The sequence below is a fragment of the Pseudorhodoferax soli genome, from assembly GCF_003337555.1.
Lineage (GTDB): Bacteria > Pseudomonadota > Gammaproteobacteria > Burkholderiales > Burkholderiaceae_C > Pseudorhodoferax > Pseudorhodoferax soli.
The window spans coordinates 58748-82196 of record NZ_QPJK01000014.1 but is presented as its reverse complement, the minus strand read 5'-3'; the positions used below and the strand labels follow the sequence as shown (position 1 = coordinate 82196).

Below are 23449 nucleotides of genomic sequence, written 5' to 3'. Positions count from 1 at the left end.
AACGCCAAGGTTTTCATGGGATGAACAAAAGCAGCGCCGGGCGACTCCCGCCGCGCCGCCCCTCATAAGAATGCAACATGCATTCTTTGAAAGGGCATCCATGAGCCATTCCCCGTTGCGCGGACTGCGGGTCGTCGAGATCGGCACCATGCTCGCCGCGCCATTCGCCACCCACATCCTGTCCCAGCTCGGCGCCGAGGTGATCAAGGTCGAGCCACCGGCCGGCGACCCCACGCGCAGCCTGGTGCGCGGCGGCCCGAGCGGCACCTTCATTGCCTACAGCCACGGCAAGAAGAGCGCCTGCATCGACCTGTCCACGCCGGGCGGCCGCGCCGCGCTGCACCAGCTGCTGGCGCGGTCGGATGCGCTGGTCCACAACCTCGCGCCCAAGGCGGCGCGCAAGCTGGGTGTCCGCCGCGAGGACTGCGCGGCGCTGAATCCAGACCTCGTGTACTGCCACATCCGCGGCTACGCCGCCGGCCCGCAGGAGGACGACCTGGCCTCCAACCCCGTGGCGGAGGCCGCGACGGGCGTCATGGAAGGCAACCGGGTCGACGGCAGGCCGAGCCGGCTCGGCCCCTCCTACCACGACCAGTTCGCGGGGGCCTATGCCGTGATCGGTGTGCTCGCATCGCTGCTGCAGGCCAAGGCCGGCGGCGCGGACCGGCATGTCGAGATCGGCCTGTACGAGACCGGCCTGCATGTCGCGGCGCGCGACCTGGTCGGCGTGCAGCTCAAGACCCAGTTGCTGGGGCGGGCCGAGCGCGAACCGCATGGCGAGTTCGCCATGCCGGGCTACGGCGCCTACATGACCGCGGACGAACGCTGGCTCTACCTGCTGATGCTGACCGATGGGCACTGGCTCAAGTTCTGCCAGGCGCTGGACCTGCCCGAAGCCGCCGACGCCTCGCTCGCCAGGCTCAAGGACCGCAAGAAGGCGCGCACGCAGGTGGAGGCGCTGGTCCGGCGCGCCATCGCCGCCCTGCCCTTCGACGACGCCGTGGCCCGGCTCAAGGCCGCCGGCGTCGGCTGCACCGAGGTGCTGCCGCTGGAGCGCGTGCTGGATGCGCCGCAGGCCCGGTCGGCCGGCAAGCTGCGCGATGTGGCCTTCCGCGGCCTGCAGTTCCAGGTGCCGGAATTCCCGAGGCACCCCGGCGCGGGCGATGCAGCCCCCACCCTGCCCCCTGCCGCGCTCGGCCAGCACACGCTGGAGGTGCTGGAGCAGGCGGGGCTCTCGGCCGCCGAATGCGCGGCCCTGGTGGCGAGCGGAGCGGTCGGCACCGACGAGCCCGACAGCTTCGCCTGGGCACCCGTGCGCGCCTCTGCCTGAGCCGCCCCCACTGCAATCGGCCTGGGAGGCGACATGGCAAGGAAGACCAAGCAGTCCCGCAGCCTGCTGGCGGTGCGGGCTTTGTTCTGCGCCGCGCTGGCAGGCGCCACCGTCCACGCACGGGCGCAGGCAGACCCGGCCTGCTATGTCGTGAACCAGGTGCTGTTCTGGCTGGAGCCCGCGTCGCCTGCGGTGGAGTGCGCCGCCCCGCGCGCCACCTCGGCGGCCAGCGCGCGCCACGCGGCCGGCGCGGCCGCCCCTTCAGCCCCCGCCGCCGCGGCGACCAGCGGCCAGGCGCCGCGCACACCGGCCACGGCAGCAGCGCACGCCGCCCATTCCACACTTCGGAGACCTCCATGACAGACTGCGCACGCCCCCGGCCCGGGGCGCCCCTGCCCCGCTCGCGCCGCGCCGTCCTGCAGCGCGCGCTGGCCTTGATCGGCATGGCGGCGGGCACGGCCCGCGCTGCCGACGGCTACCCCAGCCGCCCCATCCGGATCGTCGTCCCTGTCGCGCCAGGAGGCGGCACCGACTTCACGGCGCGGCTGCTGGCCGAGCGCCTGGGCAATGCCCTCGGGCAGCCCGTGGTCGTCGAGAACCGGCCCGGCGGTGCCGGCAACCTGGGGGTCCAGCATGTCGTGGATGCCGCGCCCGACGGCTACACGCTGGTGATGCCGATCACCTCGTTCCCCATCAACCCGAGCCTGTACAAGCTGGGCTTCGACACGGTCCGCGATCTCGCGCCCGTGTTGCTGGTGGGAACGCTGCCGCTGGTCCTGGTGGTGCACCCGAAGGTCGCTGCAACCAATGCGAGGGAACTGGTCCAGCTGGCCAACACGGCGGCGTCGCCGGTGACCTTTGCCAACTCGGGCACGGGCACCACGGCGCACCTGGCCGGCGAACTGTTCAACCACATGGCGGGCACGCGCATGCTCAGCGTGCCGTACAAGGGCGGCGGCCCTGCCCTGTCCGACCTGCTGGGCGGCCACGTGCAGGTCTACTTCTCGACCATTCCCGCAGCGCTGCCGCACATCGAGAGCGGCAAGCTCCGTGCGCTGGCGGTCACGTCGGGCAGCCGCGTGCCCGAGCTGCCGCAGGTGCCCACGCTCGACGCGTCAGGGCTCCCCGGCTTCGAGGTCAACGCCTGGTTCGGGCTGTTCGCACCGGCCAGGACGCCGCCGGCCGTCATCGCCCGGCTGCACGCGGAGTGCAGCAGGGTTCTCGCCGCACCGGATGTCCGGCAGCGCCTGGCCCAGCACGGCGTCATGCCCGGCGGGGGAACCCCGGAAAGCCTGCGCGACCACCTCGCGGCCGACATGGCGAGGTGGCGCCGCATCGTCCAGGTCGCCGGGATCCGGCTGGACTGAACGCCGTGCTGCGGCGGCGGGCTGCCTACTGCGGCGCCACGGTGTAGCGGATGTCCGCCCGCGCGCCACCCGCGGTGTCGCCCTCCTTCACGCCGCGGAAGGCGTTCTCCGCGTCGGCACCGGCCTTCGCCGTGGCCGCCACCTGCTGGGCGATGGCGGCCTGCACGCCTGGATCGGAGCTCAGGGCCGTCACCGTGTAGCGCGCGTCGCTGGCGATGCTGTTGACCGAGTTGCCTCCGTTCAGGCCCGACACGCTGTACGAGCCCACCGGCAGGCCGGCGCCCTTGAGCTTCACCAGTGCCCGACCAGCGGCGTGGACGGCGCTGGTGCGGCCATAGGCGCCGTTGCTGTGGCCGCCGGGGCCCTGGAACTCGACCACGATGCTGGTCTGGCCTGCAGCATGCGCAGACGCCATGCCCAGCGCTGCCAGGCACAAGAGGGATGCGATCGTCTTCTTCATGGGTTCTCTCCTGAGGTTCACTGGACTTCGGCGGTGCGCTTGCCGATCGGGCCGGCCGCCGGCGGCGTCACGCTGCCGTCGGCGGCGTGGAAGCCAGAGGCGATCAGCGCTGCGGCCATCACGCGCTTCATGCGCAGGACTTCGGTGGCCTGGTTGCCGGGGATGCCCCATTCCCAGAAGGCGTGGCCGCCGCCACCGGTGGCAGACGTCGCGATGTTCAGGTTGATGGTCGGAACGCCGATGGCGGCGGGCACGTTGTCGTTCAGGCTGCTGGCCGCCGTGGAAACCTCGGTCCGCTTGTCCACGCCCACGATCTCGGCGGACTGCCAGGCTGCCTGGATCGACACGTCGGACAGGTTGGTGCGCTCGTGCGGCGGGCGGTCACCGAACCAGGTGAGTTCCATCTTCACGGCCTGCGCCGATGCGTCGGCCAGGCTGTAGCGCGCGTTCTCCTCGCTCACGCCGGCCTGGAACAGCGGTTCGATGCGGCTGCGGATCTCGTTGAGCGGCTCCAGGCGCGGCGAGCGCATGTCCACCTGCACGGTGCAGCTGGGCACCACGGTGCTGCCGGCGGCTGGCTCCTCGCAGCTGACAACGCCCACCGTGTAGGTGGTCTTCAGCGCCTCCTTGTTGTCGTCCCATGGGGTCTTGATGTCGGCGATCTTGGCGATCGAAGCCGCTGCGGCCTCCAAGGCGCTGGGCTGGTTCGTGCCGGGGCCCGCAGGTGCCGAGTACTTCATCTCGAAGCGGTAGCTGCCGATGAAGTTGATGGTGCCGCTGCCGCCGTCGATGCCGAAGTTGGTGACGAAGTTCAGCGGGTTGGTGCCGGTGCCCTTGTTCTGGTCGTAGCCGTACAGCTGCTTCATGCCGGCCAGGTTGCCCTTGCCTTCTTCGCCGGCAGTGCCGCAGAACCACATGTCGTAGACCGGCTTGATGTTGTACTTCTTCATCGCCTTGGCGATGTTCAGCACGCCCGAGACGTTGCCCATGGCATCGCCGTAGCCAGGCACATAGATGCGCATTGCACCACCTGCCGTCGCGGCCTCGGCGGTGTCGAAGTACCGGCGGGCGCGCGCGTAGTTGGCGTCCTGCACGATGCGGCCGGCGGCATCGAAGGCCAGCTCGTCCGGGACCGCGGCCAGCTGCGCCGGCGTCTCGACGATGGGCAGCGAGATGGGCTGCAACTTCACCGGCTCATAGAAGTAGGTCAGCCGCTCCGGGTTGACGGTGTCGATGTGGCCCTCGACCAGCACCTTGGGGTACTGGCCGCGGTAGCTCTGGGCGCCGGCGGAGCTGGAGTAGCTGCCCTTGATCTCGGCGCAGATGTTGTAGACGGGCAGGCCATCGACGAGCTGCACGTCCGAGCCGGGCAGATTGCCGTCTTCCCGGGTGCGGATCTCGCTCTCGGCGAAGCCCCATTCCTGCACCATGCGGCGCTTGATCTCGCGGGCGCGGTTGTACTCCTCGCGCGAGGGCGAGGCGATGCGCACCAGCTCCATGTGCTGGTGGAAACGCTCCTGCGCGTTGACAGCGGTGTCCCACTCGGCCACGGCGGCGCGCACGTTCGCATCGGCCACGATCTTTTGCGAGGCGGCCTGCACTTCGGCAGAGATGGCGGGCACGTTGGGGTTGCCGGGCTCCGGGGGCGGCGCCGGCGGGTCGTCGCCACCGCCGCCGCAGCCGGCGATCAGCACGGCCACTGAGCAGGCCATCAGGTTCAGTTTGAATTGCGTTGCCATGGAGGCTCTCCGTTCGAGTCTTCGCGGGGTTCCGCAGGGGGCCCTGGGCCTGGTCCTGCGGCCGATACGCCAAGCGTGTTGCAACACGATGACGGATGGCAATTTGCAAGGCATATGCCAGCTGCCCTGGGAAGGAAAAAATGCATTGATTTCAAAGCTTTCTGCTTTGACCAGCGTGGCGGCGGCGACGGAAAGCCGTCCCCTGCGCGCCAGCTGCGGACGGAAACCCGTCCCGCCCCTCGCCCGTTCAGAGCAGGCCGTGCTTGCGCACCTTGTCGGCCAGCGTGGTCTTGGCGATGCGCAGCGCACGCGCACTGTGGGCCACGTTGCCCTGGTTGCGGCTCAGCTCCGCGGCGATCAGCCCGCGCTCGTAGGTGTCGACCATCTCGGTCAGCGAAGGCACGGGCACGTCGGCGGCTGGCACCTCGCCAGCGCCCAGCACCCCGCTCGGTATGCCCAGCACCAGGCAGTCGGCCATGTTGCGCAACTCGCGCACGTTGCCTGGCCAGTCGTGTGCCATCAGGCGACGCAACTGCTCCTGGGTCACACCCGGGTGTGGCCGGTTGTAGCGGCTGGCCGCCAGCAGCATGAAGTGCTCGGTCAGCAGCGGCACGTCCTCGCGGCGCTCGCGCAGCGCCGGAAGCTCGATCGTGACGACGTTGAGCCGGTAGTAGAGGTCGAGCCGAAAGCCTCCCTCCCTGGCCCGCTGCAGCAGGTTCTCCTTGGTCGCGGCGACCACGCGCACATCGACCTGCATGCCCTCGTTGGACCCGAGCCGCTCCACACGCCGCTCTTGCAGCACGCGCAGCAGCTTGATCTGCATGCCCGGAGGCATGGACTCCAGTTCGTCCAGGAACAGCGTGCCGCCGTGCGCATGCTCGATCTTGCCGATGCGCCGCTTCTGCGCCCCGGTGAACGCGCCGGACTCATGGCCGAACAGCTCGCTGTCGAGCAGGTTGTCGGGCATGCCGCCGCAGTTGAGCGCGACGAAGGGGTTGCCGCGGCGCGTGGAATGGGTGTGCAGCGCCTGCGCCACCACCTCCTTGCCCGTGCCGGTCTCGCCGTGCACCAGCACGTCGACCGGCGAGTCCGCCACCTCGGCGACCAGATGGCGCACGCGCTGCATCTGCGGCGAGTTGCCGATCAGCTGGCTCTCCAGCCCGGCCCGGCTGGCCAGCGACTTGCGCAGGGCCGCCACTTCCAGCGTCAGCGCACGCTTTTCGAGTGCGCGGCGCACGATCTCCACCAAGGCCTCCGGCGAGAAGGGCTTGGGGATGAAGTCGTAGGCACCGCTGCGCATGGCCTCCACCGCCAAACCGACGTCGCCATGGCCGGTGATCATGATCACCGGCATGTCGGCGTCGCGCTGCTGGCACCAGCGGATCAACGCCAGCCCATCCTGCCCCGGCAGCCGCATGTCGGTGATGACGACGCCGGCGAAGCCCGGCCGCACCAGGGGATGCGCCTCCTCGGCAGACGCCACCGCCGTGACCGGCAGGCCGGCCAGCTGGATCGCCTGCACGCAGCCCAGCTGCACATGGGGATCGTCCTCGACGATCAGGACAGAAAGCGCACTTGGATTCATGTCGGTCTGGGCCCGTCGGACGGGATCTGCAATCGGAAACATGTGCCGCCACCCGCCCTGTCGGTGACCTGGATGTCGCCGCCGAAGCCACGCACGATGTCGCGGGAAATGGCCAGCCCCAGGCCCAGCCCGGCGCCTGGGGCCTTGGTTGTGAAGAAGGGTTCGAACAGTTGCTCGCGTGCCTTGGGCGAGAGGCCGGCGCCGTTGTCCTCGACGGTGATCCATGTCCACCGAACCCCACCCGCGGGGCCCTCCGAACATCCGGCCCTCAGCGCCAGCTCCGGCGCCGGCGTGGCGGCCATCGCGTCCAGCGCATTGCCGATGAGATTGATCAGCACCTGCTCGAGCCGGTTCGCATCGCACCAGGCGTGGACGGTGCCCGGCGCGCAGTCGTTGACCAACGCAACCAGCATCTTGCGCAGGCGCAAGCCGTACAGGAACAGCGCGTTGCTGAAGGTCTGGCCGATGTCCGTGCGGACGAGCTGGGGCTCAGACTTGCGCGCGAAGGCCTTCAGCGGTTGGATGATGTTGCCCATCTGGTCCGTCAGCCGCGCGATGATGGACAGGTTGCTGGCCACCGGCTCCAGCTGACCACGCCGCATGAACTCCTCCGCGTTGCCGGACAAGGTCCGGATGGCGCCCAGCGGTTGCGTCAGTTCGTGCGTGATGCCGGCGGCCAGCTGCCCCATCATGGCCATCTTGGCGGCGTGGACCAGCTCCACTTGCGCGTCGCGCAGCGACTGCTCGGCCTGCTCGCGCTCGCGCACTTCGCGCTTGAGGTGTGCATTGGCGTCCAGCAAGTCCTGGGTCCGCGCCCCGATCTTCGACTCGAGATCGGCGTTGGCGCTCTCCAGCATGCGCCGTGCCTCCTGGCGCTGGCGCTGGATGCGGCGCGCCTGCACCAGGACCAGCGCCAGCAGTGCGACGAAGGCCGCAGCCACCGCCGACATGGCGGCCTGCATCAACGCGGCATGGCGCACGTCCTTCAGGTCGAGGAACAGCATCACCCGCCAGTCCATGCCGTCCAGCGGCCGGGTCAGCACCAGCTCCTCGCCGATCTGCTGGCGTTCGACCTGCGGATCGAGCTGCGGCACCAGCGGGAACTGCGGGATGCGCATGTCGTCGTACAGGCGCGTGAGCTGCTGCTCCACGCGCTGCTCCAGCGTCGATGGCACCAGCGAGGTGTAGCGCCAGTCCACGCGCGAGGAATGGATCACCACGCGGTTGGCATCGGCCAGCAGCGCCGGCGCGCCGACCATTGCCCATGTCTGGTCGATCGGTTGCAGGCTGATCTTGATGGCGGCGACACCGATCACGTGGGCGCCGTCATGGATCGGGTGCGACACGAAGTAGCCGGGTGTCTTGCCATCGACGCCGATCGCGAAATGCCTGCCCACCCGGCCGGCCAGCGCCTCCAGGAAGTAGGGCCTGAACGACACATCGTTGCCGATGCGGCTGTCGTCCGGATGGTCCAGGTTGCTGGAGGCCACGACCACACCGCGGTCGTTCAGCGTGAACGCGGCAAGGCTGCCGACATGCGCGTTGAGGCGGCGCAGGTAGGCACTGGCCGCCGCCGTGCGTTCCGGCGTGGCAGGCCCACGCAGCAGTGCCACGATGTCGGGGTGCAGCTGCACCGTGGCAGGGACGTGCTCGGAACGCTTGACCATGCCCTCGACCGCCGATGCGAACAGGTCGAGACGGTGGTTGGACTCTGCCTGCAGCTGCTCCATCCCCTGGTCCAGGCCGTCGCGGTAGGCCAGCATTGCGCTGCCCGCCATCAGCAACAACGCGGCTGCGGCGCCCACAAGACGACGTGCCGCGCGCCGGGCATCGCGCAGCTCAACTGGGCGAGAGGTCGTCAATCGACGGGCCGATCGTTCGGTTCGCGGTACAGCTCCAGCAGATCCGGCGAGGCCGGCCAGTTCAGGTTCAGCCCGCGCGGGGGGATCGGCTGTTGGAACCACTTGCCGTAGATGCGCATGGCTTCGCCGGAGCGCATCAGGCGGGTCAGTTCGCCGTCCACGATGCGCTTGAGCGCGGCATCGCCGCTGCGCATCATGCAGCCGTACACCTCCGACGACATCGGCGAGCCGACCACCACCCAGCGCTCGGGCTGCTGGGCCTTGGCGCGCTCGCCGTACAACAGGGCGTCGTCCATCATGAAGGCGTCGGCGCGGCCGGCTTCCAGCATCGCGAAGGACTCGCCGTGGTCCTTGGCGACGGCGATCGTGAACTTGCGGCCGATGCTCTCGTTGAACATCCGCAGCAAGCGCTCGGAGGTGGTGGCCGCCGTCACCACCACGCGTTTGCCAGCCAGGTCCGGAAAATCGCGGATGCCCGAGTCGCGCGCGGTCATGAGCTTCGTGCCGATCTTGAAGATGGACACGGAGAACGCGACCTGTCGCGCGCGCTCGCGGTTGTGGGTGGTCGAGCCGCACTCGATGTCGACGGTGCCGTTCTGCACCAGTGCAAGCCGGTTCTGCGGCGTCACCGGCACCAGCTTGATCGTCAGCGCCGGCAAGCCCAGCTCCGCCTTGAGGCCTTCCAGGAGACGCAGCATCAACTCGTGCGAATAGCCGAGCACCTGGCGCCGCTCGTCGTAGTAGGAGAACGGCACAGACGACTCGCGGTGGCCGAGGTTGATCTGCCCGGAGTCGGCGATGCGTTTGAGCGTGTCTGTGGGCTGCGCCACGGCGGCGGTGCCCAGCAGGAAGCAGAAGATGGCGATGAATGGACGCGGCATGGACGAAGAAGAGGTCGGCGCGTGGCTGCCGGACCTGCATGGGCGCAGCACGCCGCGTGCCAACGACCGCGCAGCCGCATGGGCGCTGGGCACGGGCCAGCAGGCCGAACGGATTTCCGCCCGTGCCGCCTGCGCGCGAACGGAAATCCGTCCTCGCCGCGCCAGGGCGTGGCCCACGCCGACCCGCCTGCCGCAGGCGCCGCTGAACCGCTGGCCGGTCGTCGTGACGCGGCTCTGCGCCGCCTGCATGGCGTCGAAGCATCTGCAACGGGGGCCGGTTCGGCGGGGGGCGGCCATCGCCATGGCGGCGGCGGCGCGGCGGATGAGGAAAGGGTGCAACGGCATCGGGCGGCATTCGGCGCCACCGGGCGCACGGCATGCTGCCCGGGGCGGCGGGATTGTCGCGTAGCGGCGGGCCCGTCAGCAGGTTGCGGTGCGCGTGCGGGGGCCAGGACAGGAAACAATTTGTTCGGCGCCGCGCGCGCGTCGCAACGATGGGGGGCAACGCCGTCGGACCAGACCGGCACCTCGCGGACCAAGGACCATGGTGACGTGCCCGGGTTCGTCACGGATTGGTTGAGCGCCGGGCAAGGCGCTGCACGGATCGGGCGTTCGCGATGATGCGAAACTTCCTGGAAGCCCACCCCACCAGGACACACCGCATGGACCGACGCCTTTTCGTTGCCGGCGCAAGCGCTCTCAGCGCCCTGCCCCTTCGCCTCGCGCTCGCGCAGCCGCGCGCCGCATGGCAGGACGATGCCGGGAGCATCACCGACGTGCCCGGCATCCGCGTCGGCCACTTCACCGACAGCCGCCGGCCCACGGGGTGCACGGTCATCGTCACCGAGGACGGCGCGGTGGGCGGCGTCGATGTCCGCGGCTCGGCACCGGGCACGCGCGAAACCGACCTGCTGCAGCCGTCCAACCTCGTCGAGAAGGTGCACGCGATCATGCTGTCCGGGGGCAGCGCCTTCGGGCTGGATGCGGCCACGGGCGTCATGCGCTATCTCGAGGAGCGCAAGATCGGCTTCGACGTGGGCGTCACCCACGTGCCCATCGTGCCCGCGGCCATCATCTTCGACCTGGGTGTCGGCGACGCCCGCATCCGCCCCGATGCACAAGCCGGCTACCGCGCATGCGAAGCCGCGAGCGCGAACCGGCCGGCCGAAGGCAATGTGGGTGCCGGCGCGGGCGCCACGGTGGGCAAGCTGTTCGGCGCCAGGCGCGCCATGAAGGGTGGCCTCGGCATGGCCTCGATCCAGGTGGCCGGCCTCACGGTCGGGGCCATCGTCGTGGCCAATGCGGTGGGAGACATCATCGACCCCGACACGGCGCAACCCATCGCCGGCGCGCGCACCGAAGACGGCCGCAGGCTGCTGGATGCGCGGCGCGCCATCGCGTCGGGGCAGGTTCCCGAGCGGCTGTTGGCCGGCACCAACACCACCATCGGCCTGATCGCCACCGACGCTGTGCTGACCAAGGCACAGGCGCAGAAGATCGCGCAGATGGCGCACGATGGCTTTGCGCGGAGCATCAACCCTGTCCACACCATGAGCGATGGCGACACCATCTTCGCAGTGGGCACCGGCAAGTCCGGCAAGACGGGCAACCCCAACCTGCTGGGCATGCTGGCGGCCGAGGCCATGGCGCGCGCCGTCGTGCGTGCCGTCCGGGCCGCCAAGGGCATCGACGGGTATCCGAGCGCAGCCGACCTCGCGTAGCCGACCTCGCGTAGCCGGGGGCGAGACGGCATCGGCCGGCAACGGCGCCGCTCGCAGGTGCTTGCATGCCAGCCGAGGCCAGGGGCCTATCCGCGAGGCCACCCGCGACAAGGGTGCTGACACCGTCGGCGGCAGCCTGTCATGGCTGGCGCCGCGCCATCGCCTCCAGGATGCCGGCACGGAGCAATGGCATGTCCAGCGGCTTGCGCACATGCGCGTCGAAGCCCGATGCCATGGCCCGCATGCGGTCTGCCGCGCGCGACATCCCCGAGACCGCCACCAGCGGCAGCTGACGCGTTTCCTCGGCTTCGCGCAAGCGCGCCGCCAGCCAGAAGCCGTCGCGCCCCGGCATCGTCAGATCGGACAGCACAGCGTCGAACGCACCGCGCCGGGCCAGCTCCAGCGCCGTCTCGGCGTCGCTGGCCATCGTCACCCGACCGCCCTCGGCCTCGACCAGTTCTCCCAGCGCCGAAAGCAGTTCAGGCTCGTCATCGACAACCAACACCGACAGGCCGGCCAAACCAGCGTTCTCGGCCAAGACCGGCGCCGAGGTCGTGTCGCCCTTGGCAAGCGGAAGCCAGACGATGAAGCGCGAGCCATGTCCGATTCCCTGGGACTGGGCCTGCACCCGCCCCCCGTGCAGTTCCGCCAGTTGCTTGACCAGCGCCAAACCAATGCCTAGCCCCTTCTTGTGGCGGCCGCCGCCGACTTCGACCTGCTGCAGCATGTCGAAGACGCGGTCCAGGTCCTTGTGCTCCAGGCCGATGCCGGTGTCGGCGACCTCCAGCCTGGCCATGCCGCCCTTGGTGGACAGCCGCACCTTGACCGAGCCCTTGGCCGGTGTGAACTTGACGGCGTTGGAGACCAGGTTCCAGACGATCTGCTCGATCCGCACCGGGTCGGCAAAGATGCGGGCCGTGGCGAGCTGTGCGTCCAGCGTTTGCTCCTTCGCCCGGGCATCGTTGTTCGCTGCGTCCACCACGGTCTGGGTGAGCTCCGCCAGATCGAGCAGCGACGGGTCCAGCGCGATCTTGCCCATGTTGACGCGGGATACATCCAGCAAGTCCTCGATGATCTGTGCCTGGCTCGCCACCGCAGCCGTGATGGTCTTGGCCGCCCGCGCGGCGCGCGGATCGTTCACGGTGCTCGGCAAACGGGACCACAGCTGCACGTTCAGATGGATCACGGACAGCGGATTGCGCAGTTCGTGCGCCATGACCGCCAGGAATTCGTCCTTCATCACGCTGTTCTGCTGCAGCCGTCCGTTGCTGGCCCGCTCGGCTGCGAACTCGGTCTTGCGCCGTTGCTCGAGCAGTTCGGTCTCCGTGAAGTCGCGCGCGATCTTGGCAAAGCCGATCGACCCATCGTCGCCCAGGGGCGTCGTCATGCCGCTGCAATAGATGCGGTCGCCGTTCTTGCACAGGTGCCAGCGGTCGTCATCTGCCCGACCGTGCTCGCGCGCCGTGCGCAACTCTTCCTCCGGCTTGCCCGCCAGCCGATCTTCTTCGGTGAACAGGACCGCGAAGTGCTGGCCCAGCACCTCTTTCGCCTCATAGCCGAAGATGCGCTCGGCACCGACGCTCCAAGTCTCGATCAGGCCCGCGGGGCTCATGGTCACGATGGCGTAGTCGCGCATGCTCTGCGCCACCAGGGCCATCCTTTGTTCGGTCACGCGCAACTGATCTTCCGCTGCCTTGCGTGAAGTGATGTCGAACAGCACCAGCACCGCACCGTCGATGCGATCGTCCACCGTGCGGTACGGCGCCACGCGTGCCAGATACCAGCGCCCATCCTGTGAGCGGATCTCGCGCTCCACGCGTTTGAGGTGCCGCATGACTTCGACCAGGTCGGATTCCAATTGCGCATAGGCGAGCTTGTGCGTGATGTCCCGCAGTGGGCGGCCCAGGTCTGGTGCCAGCAGGTTGAAGACCGTGGTCACCTGCGGGGTGAAGCGCTTGATGCCCAGGCCCTTGTCCACGAAGACGGCGCCGATGTCCGCCAGGATCATGAGGTTGTGAAGGTCGTCGTTGACCTTGCCGGTCTCGTCGATCCTGAGCGACAGCTCGGCGTTGACGGTGGTGAGCTCCTCGTTGACGGCCTGCAGCTCCTCGCGGCTCGTTTCCAGTTCCTCGGTCGTGGAACGCAGCTCTTCGTTGATGGTCTGGAGCTCTTCGTTCGACGCCCGCAGCTCCTCAGTCGACGCCGCCGAATCGCCAACCGTGGTGCGCAACCGCGCCTGGGTCCGCAGCAGCTCGGCCTCCAGCGACTCGACCAGGGGATTGCGGACCACCGCGCCCTCGACGCGCTCGGCCAGGCTCTCGTCGGTTTCGTCGAACACCACGAGCAGCAGGCCTTTGGGCACCTCGTCGACCGCGGGCCGCACGGTCATGGTGACCGTCTTGGTCCGGCCGTTGATGACCAGTTCGACCCGCGGCGCCTCGACGGTCAGGCCCGTCTCCGCGGCGCGCGCCATGGCCGCGCGCAGTTCCGCGCGCAGCTCTGGCCGGGCGAGCGCCATCAGCTTGTTGCTGGGGGCGCCCGCCGGAAACCTCAACAGGTGCGACGCGCGCTGGCTGACGTGCAGCACGGTGTCGTCGGCGTCGACGAGGATGGTCGGCGGCGCGTAGTTGCGCACGACGCGTTCATGCAGGGCTTCGAGTGGGACCAGGGCTGGAGAGGGTTCGGCGACGGGGTCGTTCCAAGGCGGCGCGACCTGCACCTGTGGCGGCAGGGCTGGCAGCACGCGTGCCCGCGTCGGCACCGCGCTGGCGGAGTAGACGCGGTGCGTCTTGTCGAGGCTTCGGAACAGGCCGTCGACGGCATCGGCCGTCTCGGAGCTGCCGAGAAACAGCACGCCACGCGGCTTCAGCGAGAAATGGAAGGTGCCCAGGACCTGCGATTGGGCCACCCGGTCCAGGTAGATCAGCACATTGCGGCAGCAGATCAGCTCCAGGCGCGTGAACGGCGGGTCGCTGAGGGCGTTGTGCACCGAGAAGACCACGCTCTCGCGGATCGACTTGGCGATGCGGTAGCTGCCGTTCTCCTCGACAAAGAACTCGCGCAGCCGCGCCGGCGAGACATCGTTGGCGATGGACAGCGGAAACAGCCCGGTGCGCGCCGCGACGATGGCCCGCTGGTCGATGTCCGAAGCGAAGAGCTGGATGGCGGGGCCCTCGCGGCCAAGCAGCTGCCGCAACACGATCGCCACGGAGTAGGCCTCCTCGCCGGTGGCGCAGCCCACGACCCAGGCACGGAACGGTTCGCCTCTGGGACGCTCTGCGAGCCGGGTTTGCAGTGCGGCCTCCAGCGCGGAGAACGCTTCCGGGTCGCGAAAGAAGTTGGTCACGCTGATCAGCATGTCCTGCAGCAGCGCCTGCGTTTCCTTGGGCTCGCTGTCGAGCAGGCGCCGGTAGCTGGGCAGGTCCGGCAGCGCGTTGACCTGCATGCGCCGCTCCAGGCGCCGCAGCACGGTGCCCCGCTTGTAGTGGCCAAAGTCGTGGCCGGTGCGTTCGCGCAGTACGGCCTTGATCGACAGCAGCGCCTCCTCTGCCAGCAACTCTGCATCGGCAGTGGGCCGCTCGACGTCCAGGTCCGGCGGTGGTGCCGGCAACTCGATGCGCTGGGCGTTGTGCCACATCAGCGCCAGTTTGTCGGCCATCTCGCCCACGGGAAGCACGAAGTCGATCAGGCCGGTCTGCAGGGCCGAACGTGGCATGCCGTCGAATTCGGCGTCCTCCGGACTTTGGGCCAGCGCGACGCCACCCACCTCCTTGATGCGCTGCAAACCCTGGGCACCATCGCTGCCCGTACCGGACAGCACGATGCACACAGCCCGTTCCTGATGCGCCTGGGCAAGACTGCGAAAGAACATGTCGATCGACTGCCGCCGCGCCTCTACCGTCACCAGCGGCGACACCTGGAGGTGCCCGTCGGTCATCTGCAGCTTCATGGCCGGCGAGATGACGTACAGATGGTTGGCCTGGATCGGCGTGGGTTCCACGACGGTCGTGACCGGCAGCTTGCCGGCCCGCTCCAGGATGGGACCGAGCATGCTCTCGTGGTCGGGCGACAGGTGCATCACCACCACGAACGCCATGCCCGAGTCGACGGGGATGGTTCCAAGCAGCCCCTGCAGCGCCGCGATGCCCCCTGCAGAGGCACCAATTCCCACGACGGGGAAGCCCAGATGGCTCTTGGCGATGGGCGTCTCCTCGGGGTCGGCGAAGGTCTCGGTGCTCACTGTGTTCTCCTGTGCTGCTCGCAGGTGCCGTCGTTCGACGATCGTGCTCGAACGCGGTTCGAGGACCTCCGTCAACCGATCGTTTCGCACCGTGGTCGACCGACAAGTGTCGATCAACCGCTCAGCCCGGCCGACCTGAAAAAAATGTCGGCTCGTCGAACACAGGTCCAGGCCCAGCAAGCGGAATGGACAGTTTGCCATCGCGGGTGGTGCGTCTGCCGCAAAGCCGCACGAGACCGTTGTCACGCTGGCCTGCAGGCGCCCTGCTCCTGGCGCCAGGCACGCGGTCTGGCCGTGCGCCAGCAGCATCGCGTTCCTTGGGGCGGTTGCTTGCGGGCGTCGCCGGCGGGCCATCAGGCCGGCTGCAGCCTGCGCCGCCGAGGTGGTGGCGTAAAGCCGTGGCGGTCCGGCGCCGGTCAGATGAACGGCACGCCGCCGGTCACGGCCACCCTCGCGCCCGAGATGTACGAGGCTTGCTCGCTGGCCAGCATCACGTAGGGTGCGGCCAGTTCCGCGGGCTGGGCCGGCCGCTTGAGCGGCACGTTCTGGCCGAACTTCGCAGCCTGCTCGGCGCCCATGGTGCTCGGGATCAGCGGCGTCCACACCGGGCCGGGCGCCACGCAGTTGACGCGGATGCCCTGCTCGGCCAGCAGCTGCGCCAGCCCGCCGGTCAGGTTCTGCAGCGCGCCCTTGGTGGCGGCGTAGGCCACCAGCGTGGCGTTCGGCTTGTCGGCGTTGATGGAGGCGGTGTTGATCACGCAGGCGCCCGGCGGCATGTGCGGCGCGGCCGCCTGTGTCAGGAAGAAGGTGGCGTAGACGTTGGTGCGGAATGTCTTGTCGAACTCTTCTTCCGTCAGCTCCTGCAGGCTCTTGTGCGACATCTGGAACGCCGCGTTGTTGACCAGGATGTCGACGCCGCCCAGCTCGTCCACCGCGCGCTGCACGATGGCCTGGCAATGGGCCCGGCTCTGGATGTCGCCAGGCACCAGCACGCACTTGCGGCCGGCCTTGCGCACGAAGCCGGCCGTGGCCTCGGCGTCCTGGTGTTCGTCGAGGTAGGAAACCAGCACGTCGGCGCCCTCGCGCGCATAGGCGATCGCCACGGCGCGGCCGATGCCGCTGTCTCCGCCCGTGATGATGGCCTTGCGGCCGGCCAGCCGGCCGGCGCCCACGTAGGAGTCCTCGCCGCAGTCGGGCACGGGGTCCATGGCGGGCTGCTGGCCCGGCGGCGTCTGCTGCTGCTGCGCAAAGGGCGGAACGGGGTACTTGGTGCGGGGGTCGGCAAGAGGGGTGTCGTGCATCTGCAAGGCTCCGGGTCGGTGGGTGGTGCGGCCGGTGCCGCCGGCGCGCGGCCGGCGGCATGGGCCGCGCGGCTTCATTTGTCCTGCTTGGACGACGAGGTCTGCGACGTGCCGGAGGCGGACGCGCCCATGCCGCCGCCGGCCGACTGGCCCGAGGTGCCGCTGGCGCCGCTCGTGCCGCTGGCGCCGCTGGTTCCGCTGGCTCCGCTGGCGCCTGCACCCGTGCTGCCGCCGCCCTGGCTGCTGCGGCGGGACCGCCACTTGTCGAAGTCCTCGGAGAACTTGCTGTAGCGCTCCTGCCGCCAGGCGTCGTAGTCGCTGTCGAGCTGGCTGATCTGCCGCTCGCGCCACTGGTGGTAGTCGGGATCGTGGTGCTGCCGGCTGCCCTGGTTGCCGCCATGGCCCTGGTTGCCCCCGTAGCCCTGGTTTCCTCCGTAGCCCTGGTTTCCTCCGTAGCCCTGGCTGCCGCCGTATCCCTGGTTGCCGCCGTCGCCCTGCGAGCCCTGGCCGCTGCTGCCGTAGCCGTGGTTGCCACCATAGCCCTGGCCGCTCTCGCCGTAGCCCTGGCTGCGGCCGTAGTCCTCGCCACCGAATTCCCGGCTTCCGTCGCCCCGGCCGCCGTAGCCCTGGCCGCGACTGCCATGGCCCTGGCCACCGCCCGAGCCACCGTAGCGGTGGTCCTCGCCGCCGTAGCCGCCGCCACGCCTGCCCTGGCCGCCGCCATAGCCGCCATAGCCCCCATAGCCACCCGTGTCGCGCTGGCTGCCCCAGTTGCCCTGGCCGCCCTGGCGACCCGGGTCACCACCGCTCTCATAGCCGCCGCCTTGCTGCTGGCCCGAGGGCGCATAGCCGGACTGCTGGTTGTCCCAAGCTTGCGAGGTGTCGCCCGGGCGGTTGCCGCGCCAGTCGCCTTGGTTTCTGTCGTGCATGAAGATCTCCTCGGTGTGAAAGAAAGATGCGGCATCGCGCCGCCCGTGGGGTCAGCCGGTGACGGCAGCGCCGCGCCGACCCTGCGCAGGGCGGCAAGCCGCGTGCCTGTGCCGCAGCCCGGGCGTGGAATGCCGACAGGGTCTTTCGAGACACCGGGAGGCGCGAGACGGCAGCATTGCGCCCCCTGCCTTGCGGCAACTTTTTCCGCTGCCGCGCGCAGGAGCGGGACCACCGGTGGCGGCGAGCGACGCCGATCCACTGCCGTCGCGTTGCGGGCATGCCGATTGCCACGGCGAACGCATGACCCACACATCGACGCGGTGCGACCAGGAAGCCGGCCATGCCTGAACGCCTGCGCATCCTGACCTGGCATGTCCACGGCAACTACCTCTACTACCTGAGCCAGGTGCCGCATGACTTCTACCTCGTGCGCGACGAGCTCCGCTCCACCCACCGCTCGGGCCGCAGCGGCAGCCTGCCCTGGGGCGACAACGTGCACGAGGCCCCTGTCGAGCACCTGCGCAACATGCAGTTCGATGTCGTGCTGTACCAGTCGCGCCTGGAGTGGGAGAGCGACCGCGAGCAGCTGCTGGCGCCGACGCAGCGCGCCCTGCCGCGCATCTACGTCGAGCACGACCCGCCTCTGCAGAGCCCGACCGGCACGCTGCACTGGGTGCAGGACCCCGGCGCCCTGCTGGTCCATGTGACGCCGTTCAACGCGCTGATGTGGGACGCGGGCGTGACGCCCACGCGCGTGGTGGAGCACGGCGTCAAGCCGCTGTCCGACGCGCGGTACGAGGGCCGGCTGGAGCGCGGCATCACGGTCGTGAACAACATGCAGCTGCGCGGGCGCAGGCTCGGGCTGGACATCTACCACGACATGGCGCGCACTGTGCCGCTGGACCTGGTCGGCATGGGCAGCAAACCGCTGGGCGGGCTGGGCGAGATCGACAACGCCGCGCTGCCGGGGGCCATGGCCCCCTACCGCTTCTTCTTCAACCCGATCCGCTACACCAGCCTGGGCCTGGCCATCGTCGAGGCCATGATGGTCGGCCTGCCCATCGTCGGCCTGGCCACCACGGAGCTGGCGGCGGTCATCCGCTCGGGCCAGAACGGCTATGTGGACACCCGGCCGGAGCGGCTCGCCGAGGTCATGCACATGCTGCTGCGCGAGCCCGGCACCGCGCGCGACTGGGGCGAGGCCGGGCGCCGCCTGGCCAACGAGCGCTTCCACATCGACCGCTTCGTCGCCGACTGGATGGACGCGTTCGCCAGCGTGACCCGGTAACCGGCGCGGCCTTCGCCGCCTTGCTCGCCGCCCTATCCGCTGTCCTTCTCGCCACTCCGTTCGCCGCCCAGTTCGCCGGCTGTTCCGTCGGCCCGCCCGCGCGCTCGGCTGGACAAGCATGCGGCGCGGCCGGGCAGCATCGGCGTGTCGACCAGTTGCCCCGGCGCCGCGGCAGGGCCCGCGTGGGCGGCCAGGCCTTGCAGCAGGGCCGCGGTGGCGTCCACGCTGGCCGCCAGGCTGAAGTGCTCGACCATGCGCTGGCGGCTGTGCCGGCCCATCTCGCGCCGGCGCTGCGGGTCGGCCACCAGCGCGGCAACGAGGCGCGCCAGCCCCTCGATGTCGCCGGGCTCGGCCAGCAGGCCCGTCCAGTCCTCCACGACGAGGTCGGCCACGCCACCGACACGCGTGGCCGCCACCGGCACCCCGCAGGCCATGGCTTCCATGACGGCCAGCGGCATGGCCTCGGTCAGCGAACTGGACACCAGCACGTCGAACTCCGGGTACAGCGCCGGCATGTCCTCGCGCAGGCCCGCCAGGTGCACATGCGCGGCCAGTCCGAGGCCGTCGATGCGCGCCTGCACCGCGTCGCGCAGCGGCCCCTCGCCCACCAGCACGAAGTGCGCCTGCGGCTGCGCGTCGTGCACGCGCTGCGCGCAGCGCACGAACAGCTCGGGGCCCTTCTCGGGCGACAGCCGCCCGACGAAGCCGACCAGCGGCACCTGCACGCCGATCCCCAGGCTGGCGCGCAGGCCGGCCGCGCTGGGGCCGGCCGGGCCAGCGGGCCTGAACAGCTCCGTGTCCACGCCGTTGGGCACGCAGTGCAGGTGCGAGGGCATGGCGCCCATGCCCAGCGCGTGCAGGTAGCTGTGCTGGCAGACCATGTGCAGGTGCGTGCCGAACGCGCGGTGCGCCTCCAGCTCCAGCGGCGTGACCTGGCGCGCATGCACCGTGCCCAGCACCGGCCGGCCGGCCAGGCGGCCCGCCAGGCCCGCCAGCACGTGCGCGTTGCCCAGGTGGGCGTGCAGCACGTCGATGCGGCAGGCGGCGATGGCCGCGATGGCCAGCTGCACCGAAGACCAGACCATGTCCTGCGGCATCGGCGCGATGATGACCTCCACGTCCAGCGCGCGCAGCCGCTCGGTGCAGGGGCTCGCGAAAGGCGCCAGCACGGTGGTGTGGAAGCGCGCGCGCGGCAGCCGCTCGACCAGGCGCAGCACCGTGCTCTCCATGCCGCCGACGATCGCGTTGCCCATGACTTCGAGCACGCGCACGCGCGGCGCCGACCCTGGCGGGACCGTGGCGTGCACCGTCATCGGTGCACCCGTTTGCAGTGCGCCGGGGTGTGCGGGGGTTCGGCAGCGGCGGCCATGGCGTCAGCAGCAGAGCGGCCCGATCCGGCCGGAGGCACCCAGCCAGCCGCTGCGCAAGCTGCCGGCGGCGGGCCGCGGTGCCGCAGCGGCACATGCGGGCGCGGCCGCCGGCGCCCTCGCCGTGCGCGGTGCCGCCGGCGGCAGGCGCAGCCACGTGGCGGCCGTTGCGGTGAACACCTGGTGGCGCGCTGCGGCGTCCAGGCCCAGCTGGTCCAGCAGGTCTTCCACCCAGCCGCGCCGCTCGGCGATGTGCTGGCCGCTGCAGGGCAGGAAGCAGTCGCTGCCGAACTGCAGCGACTCCGGCCCCAGCACGTCGAGCGCCCGGCGCAGCACCTCCAGCCGGTACGGCGGCGGCGGCCCGAACGAGATGTCGAAGCGGAACACGGCGTCGGCCGGCGCCACGCCATGGATGCGGTCGATCAGGCCCACCGCGATGGCCTCGTCGGTCCAGGGCCAGCCCAGGTGCGCCAACGCCACGCGCACGCCGGGATGGTCGCGCAGCACCTCGAACTCGCAGGGCCGGCAGAAACGGCCGGACCGGCCGTCGATGAAGATGCCGCTGTGGAACAGCAAGGGCAGCGCCAGCCTGGCCGCCACGGCGAACACCGGCTGCACGCGCGCATCGCTCGGGTACCAGCCCGAGGGCACCATCTTCGCGCCGCGCAGCCCCAGCGTCTCGACGGCCCGCGCGAGCTCGTCGGCGGCGCCGCCGTGCTGCGGGTTGACCACGGCGAAGCCGATCAACCGGTCGGCGTGCCCGCGCACCAGCTGTGCCAGGTGGTCGTTGGCACGCCGCAGGGAGGCCGCGTCGTCCAGCGCATAGCCGTCGCCGAGGAACGGCGCCAGCAGCACGGCCTGGTCGATGTCCGCGTCGTCGAGCGCGCGCAGCACGTCGCCCGTGGTCTCGCGCCCGGTGCAGTGGAGGTGGGCGTCGATGGTCATGGGTGGCCTGCCGGGGTGTGGTGGTCGGCGCTGGCTGGCGGCGGCACGGCGGGCCGGCCGGTGGGCGCGAGAATGTGCGCGGCCTCCTGTTGCAGCCCGCGCAGGAGGCCGTGCACGGCCTGCGCGGCGCTGCGCCAGGAGCGCCGCGCCAGCACCGCGTCCACGCGCGCGCGCTGGTGCAGGTCGTGCACGCGCAGCCGCCGCAGCGCCGTCTCGCAGGCCTGCAGAAAGCCTGCGGCGCCCGCCGCGGTCTCCACCATGTGGGGGTACAGGTCCAGCACATCCGGGAGGGCCACGCTGACCACGGGCTTGCGGGCCGCCAGGTACTCCAGCAGCTGCGGCGGGTTGGCCAGGGCCGTGCGCGGGCCCTGCACGTAGGGCAGCAAGGCCACGTGCAGGCGCGCCAGCAGGTAGGGCAGCAGGCTGTAGGGCTGCGCGCCGAGCCAGTGCAGATTGCGCCGCTGCGGCAAGGGCACATCGGCCGGCAGCTGCGCAGGGCCGACCAGCACGATGTGCCAGTGCGGCCGCGCATCGGCCAGCTGCGCCAGCAGGCCCAGGTCCAGCCGTTCGTCGATGCTGCCGCAGTAGCCGAGCAGGGGCCCGTCGATGCCGGCCAACAGGCGTTCGGCCTCGTGCGCCTCGCTGCCATGCGGCTCCAGCGCGCGTGGCGAGAAGTGCTCCGCATCCACTGCGTTGAACACGCTCGCCACATGGCCATGGCGCCCGCCGAGCGCGCGCGACAGCGCCGGGCCCGCCACCAGCACCAGCGCCGCCTGGCGCAGCAAGGCCAGCTCGCGCGTCTTCCAGAGCGCCAGGCGGTGCGGGCCGGCCGGCGCGCCGGGGCCGGCGCGGAAGCAGTCGTAGACGGTCGGCCGCAGCTGCAGCGACTGGACCAGCGGCAAGGCCTCGGGCGTCGCCAGCCAGGTCAGCGCCGAATGCAGCGCCTCGGCCCCCAGGGCCTGCTGCAGCAGCGCAGCGACCAGCGGCATGTGGCCGCCCTCGAACCCGGCCCCGCTGCCCGGCGTGTGGGGCTGCAGCACCTCGATGTCGGGCATGGGGCAGCTGCGCACCAGCTGGGCCCGGGCCGCGCCGTGCACCGGCTCCTCGACGAAGACGATGCGCCAGTCGGCCGCCAGCTCGGCCATCAGGTGCTGGGGCCGGTGCTGCACCAGGTCCCAGCGCAGCGGCGAGAAGACCAGCAGCAGCGGCTTGGTCCACACCGGCCGCGCCGGCACCGGCAGCCGCCGCTGCCAGTGCGCCAGCATCCGGGCATAGGGCAGTTGCAGCAGCCGCGCCATGCCGGGCCCCGGCCCTTCGTCCTGGCCTTGCCCCTGGTTCTGCGCCTGCGCCACGTCCCAGAGCCCGCTGCGGTGCCAGCGCTGCGGGTCACCCCAGTCGGGCCGGTCGACCAGCGGGTACAGGCAGATGCCGGCAACGGGCACGCCTGCGGCGCGCGCGCGTTCGACCTGGCTGGCCACGTCGCTGAGCCACAGCGCGCGCCCGGCGCCGACGTGGCTGGTCTCCGAAACCAGCAACGGGCTGCCATAGCGGCGCCACGCGGCCTGCAGCAGTTCGTCCAGGCCGCGCCGGCGCGGGTCGCGCGTGTGCCATGCGAGCCGCCGCTCGGTCTCCACCTCCCATTGGCCGTTGTGGTAGTAGTTCACGCCCAGCAGGTCCAGCATCGCGGGCGAGCCGCCGAGCTCGGGTTCGCATTGGCCGGCGAGCAGGTCCCAGGCCTGCCATTGGTAGTCGGCCACCTGGGCCGCGAGGGGCGCGAGATCGGGCCGGTCCGCCGGAGGCACCACATGCACCAGCGGCTCGGCCTGGAGGAAGCGCGCGCGGGGATCGACGCGCCGCACGGCCTCGGTCGCCGCCAGCGTGGCGCGCACCAGGCGGCGCTTGACCTCGTAGCCGCTGTGCCGGCTGCTGGGCACCGCGTCGGCCGACTGGCCGCGGTAGGGCCAGACCATGTCGGTGTGCGCCGCCGCCCAGGAGAGGAAGTTGATCTCGTTGACGAGCGTGTAGACGGGCGGCCCGTCGGTCTCGTCCGCCAGCGCCTGCGCAGCGGCCGTGGCGAACGCGGCGAAGCGCTCGATGAGGCGGTCGTCCATCAGGCTGACGTCGGCCGGTGTGCCGTAGTGCATCAGCGTCCACAGGATCTGCAGGCCCTGGCGCCGGGCGCTGCGGGCCATGCGCAGCGCGCGCTCCAGGTCGTAGACGCCGGGCGCCGTCTCGCACAGGCGCCAGCCCAGGCTTTCGCGCACCGTGCCGATGCCCATCGCCGCGGCGAGTGCGTAGTCCTCGTCCAGCTGCTGCAGGTGGCCGTGCGCCGCGGCCATGTCCAGCGGACGGCCTTGTCCATCCAGGTGGTCGGCGCCCTCGAAGCCGCCCATCCAGAACGAGCGCACGGGCCCGGGCGCGCCGATCATGGTT

The 23449-nt window shown here is 70.6% G+C and carries 17 protein-coding genes; 6 read left to right on the top strand and 11 right to left on the bottom strand.

The annotated features are described in order from the left end of the window. The first annotated feature begins 100 nt into the window (after positions 1-100). From DES41_RS34295 to DES41_RS34290, 3 genes are read left to right on the top strand one after another with little or no spacing between them, the layout of a single operon-like run. Entirely contained in the window at positions 101-1330 is a 1230-nt protein-coding gene (locus DES41_RS34295; RefSeq protein ID WP_114472124.1) for a CaiB/BaiF CoA transferase family protein, read from the top strand. A gap of 33 nt (positions 1331-1363) precedes the next feature. Further along, the gene (locus DES41_RS38165; RefSeq protein ID WP_147283049.1) at positions 1364-1690 is read left to right on the top strand and encodes a hypothetical protein; all 327 of its coding nucleotides are present in this window, start codon (positions 1364-1366) and stop codon (positions 1688-1690) included. After that, the gene (locus DES41_RS34290) at positions 1687-2697 is read left to right on the top strand and encodes a tripartite tricarboxylate transporter substrate binding protein (protein WP_114472123.1); all 1011 of its coding nucleotides are present in this window, start codon (positions 1687-1689) and stop codon (positions 2695-2697) included. Before DES41_RS38165 ends, DES41_RS34290 begins: the two co-directional genes overlap by 4 nt. 25 nt (positions 2698-2722) lie before the next feature. Here DES41_RS34290 and DES41_RS34285 read toward each other — a convergent pair whose 3' ends face one another. The 5 genes from DES41_RS34285 to DES41_RS34265 all read right to left on the bottom strand — a co-directional run bounded on the left by DES41_RS34285 (position 2723) and on the right by DES41_RS34265 (position 9224). Next, positions 2723-3157, bottom strand: a complete 435-nt coding sequence (locus DES41_RS34285) for a peptidase dimerization domain-containing protein (RefSeq protein WP_170168382.1) — start codon at positions 3155-3157, stop codon at positions 2723-2725. 17 nt (positions 3158-3174) lie between these two features. Continuing rightward, positions 3175-4896, bottom strand: coding sequence for a zinc-binding metallopeptidase family protein (locus DES41_RS34280; RefSeq protein WP_245966011.1), 1722 nt, complete (start codon positions 4894-4896; stop codon positions 3175-3177). Positions 4897-5143: 247 nt separating this feature from the next. Further along, positions 5144-6481: a sigma-54-dependent transcriptional regulator gene (locus DES41_RS34275; RefSeq protein ID WP_114472121.1), complete on the bottom strand. Its 1338-nt coding sequence runs from the start codon at positions 6479-6481 to the stop codon at positions 5144-5146. After that, positions 6478-8259: a sensor histidine kinase gene (locus DES41_RS39700; protein WP_147283048.1), complete on the bottom strand. Its 1782-nt coding sequence runs from the start codon at positions 8257-8259 to the stop codon at positions 6478-6480. Before DES41_RS39700 ends, DES41_RS34275 begins: the two co-directional genes overlap by 4 nt. 80 nt (positions 8260-8339) lie before the next feature. After that, a complete protein-coding gene (locus DES41_RS34265) occupies positions 8340-9224 on the bottom strand; it encodes a transporter substrate-binding domain-containing protein (protein ID WP_114472119.1) in 885 nt (294 codons plus the stop codon). On the opposite strand from DES41_RS34265, the gene DES41_RS38160 reads away from it, so the two are divergent. Beyond that, complete coding sequence (locus DES41_RS38160) at positions 9223-9633, top strand: hypothetical protein (RefSeq protein WP_147283047.1); 411 nt, start codon at positions 9223-9225, stop codon at positions 9631-9633. The genes DES41_RS34265 and DES41_RS38160 overlap by 2 nt on opposite strands. A 253-nt stretch (positions 9634-9886) precedes the next feature. Further along, on the top strand, positions 9887-10945 hold the full coding sequence (locus DES41_RS34260; protein WP_114472118.1) for a P1 family peptidase: 1059 nt from the start codon (positions 9887-9889) through the stop codon (positions 10943-10945). A gap of 139 nt (positions 10946-11084) precedes the next feature. Here DES41_RS34260 and DES41_RS34255 read toward each other — a convergent pair whose 3' ends face one another. The 3 genes from DES41_RS34255 to DES41_RS34245 all read right to left on the bottom strand — a co-directional run bounded on the left by DES41_RS34255 (position 11085) and on the right by DES41_RS34245 (position 17415). After that, positions 11085-15185, bottom strand: a complete 4101-nt coding sequence (locus tag DES41_RS34255) for a chemotaxis protein CheB (protein WP_170168380.1) — start codon at positions 15183-15185, stop codon at positions 11085-11087. Between the two features lie 416 nt (positions 15186-15601). Then, positions 15602-16486, bottom strand: coding sequence for a glucose 1-dehydrogenase (locus DES41_RS34250; RefSeq protein WP_114472116.1), 885 nt, complete (start codon positions 16484-16486; stop codon positions 15602-15604). Between the two features lie 74 nt (positions 16487-16560). After that, entirely contained in the window at positions 16561-17415 is an 855-nt protein-coding gene (locus tag DES41_RS34245) for a hypothetical protein (protein ID WP_114472115.1), read from the bottom strand. Positions 17416-17756: 341 nt separating this feature from the next. On the opposite strand from DES41_RS34245, the gene DES41_RS34240 reads away from it, so the two are divergent. Beyond that, complete coding sequence (locus tag DES41_RS34240) at positions 17757-18704, top strand: glycosyltransferase (RefSeq protein WP_114472114.1); 948 nt, start codon at positions 17757-17759, stop codon at positions 18702-18704. A gap of 32 nt (positions 18705-18736) precedes the next feature. On the opposite strand, the gene DES41_RS34235 is transcribed toward DES41_RS34240, so the two are convergent. From DES41_RS34235 to DES41_RS34225, 3 genes are read right to left on the bottom strand one after another with little or no spacing between them, the layout of a single operon-like run. Continuing rightward, a complete protein-coding gene (locus DES41_RS34235; RefSeq protein ID WP_114472113.1) occupies positions 18737-20017 on the bottom strand; it encodes a glycosyltransferase in 1281 nt (426 codons plus the stop codon). A 60-nt stretch (positions 20018-20077) separates the two neighbouring features. Further along, on the bottom strand, positions 20078-21016 hold the full coding sequence (locus DES41_RS34230; protein ID WP_114472112.1) for an amidohydrolase family protein: 939 nt from the start codon (positions 21014-21016) through the stop codon (positions 20078-20080). Next, positions 21013-23445: a glycosyltransferase family protein gene (locus tag DES41_RS34225; RefSeq protein ID WP_114472111.1), complete on the bottom strand. Its 2433-nt coding sequence runs from the start codon at positions 23443-23445 to the stop codon at positions 21013-21015. The genes DES41_RS34230 and DES41_RS34225 overlap by 4 nt, the downstream gene beginning before the upstream one ends. Positions 23446-23449 lie beyond the last annotated feature (4 nt).

Coding starts and splice junctions, on each gene's coding strand:
- DES41_RS34235 (WP_114472113.1), bottom strand. CDS start 20,017: ATGACGGTGCACGCCACGGTCCCGCCAGGGTCGGCGCCGCGCGTGCGC.
- DES41_RS39700 (WP_147283048.1), bottom strand. CDS start 8,259: ATGGCGGGCAGCGCAATGCTGGCCTACCGCGACGGCCTGGACCAGGGG.
- DES41_RS38165 (WP_147283049.1), top strand. CDS start 1,364: ATGGCAAGGAAGACCAAGCAGTCCCGCAGCCTGCTGGCGGTGCGGGCT.
- DES41_RS34245 (WP_114472115.1), bottom strand. CDS start 17,415: ATGCACGACAGAAACCAAGGCGACTGGCGCGGCAACCGCCCGGGCGAC.
- DES41_RS34230 (WP_114472112.1), bottom strand. CDS start 21,016: ATGACCATCGACGCCCACCTCCACTGCACCGGGCGCGAGACCACGGGC.
- DES41_RS38160 (WP_147283047.1), top strand. CDS start 9,223: ATGGACGAAGAAGAGGTCGGCGCGTGGCTGCCGGACCTGCATGGGCGC.
- DES41_RS34290 (WP_114472123.1), top strand. CDS start 1,687: ATGACAGACTGCGCACGCCCCCGGCCCGGGGCGCCCCTGCCCCGCTCG.
- DES41_RS34225 (WP_114472111.1), bottom strand. CDS start 23,445: ATGATCGGCGCGCCCGGGCCCGTGCGCTCGTTCTGGATGGGCGGCTTC.
- DES41_RS34295 (WP_114472124.1), top strand. CDS start 101: ATGAGCCATTCCCCGTTGCGCGGACTGCGGGTCGTCGAGATCGGCACC.
- DES41_RS34265 (WP_114472119.1), bottom strand. CDS start 9,224: ATGCCGCGTCCATTCATCGCCATCTTCTGCTTCCTGCTGGGCACCGCC.
- DES41_RS34250 (WP_114472116.1), bottom strand. CDS start 16,486: ATGCACGACACCCCTCTTGCCGACCCCCGCACCAAGTACCCCGTTCCG.
- DES41_RS34260 (WP_114472118.1), top strand. CDS start 9,887: ATGGACCGACGCCTTTTCGTTGCCGGCGCAAGCGCTCTCAGCGCCCTG.
- DES41_RS34275 (WP_114472121.1), bottom strand. CDS start 6,481: ATGAATCCAAGTGCGCTTTCTGTCCTGATCGTCGAGGACGATCCCCAT.
- DES41_RS34240 (WP_114472114.1), top strand. CDS start 17,757: ATGCCTGAACGCCTGCGCATCCTGACCTGGCATGTCCACGGCAACTAC.
- DES41_RS34280 (WP_245966011.1), bottom strand. CDS start 4,896: ATGGCAACGCAATTCAAACTGAACCTGATGGCCTGCTCAGTGGCCGTG.
- DES41_RS34285 (WP_170168382.1), bottom strand. CDS start 3,157: ATGAAGAAGACGATCGCATCCCTCTTGTGCCTGGCAGCGCTGGGCATG.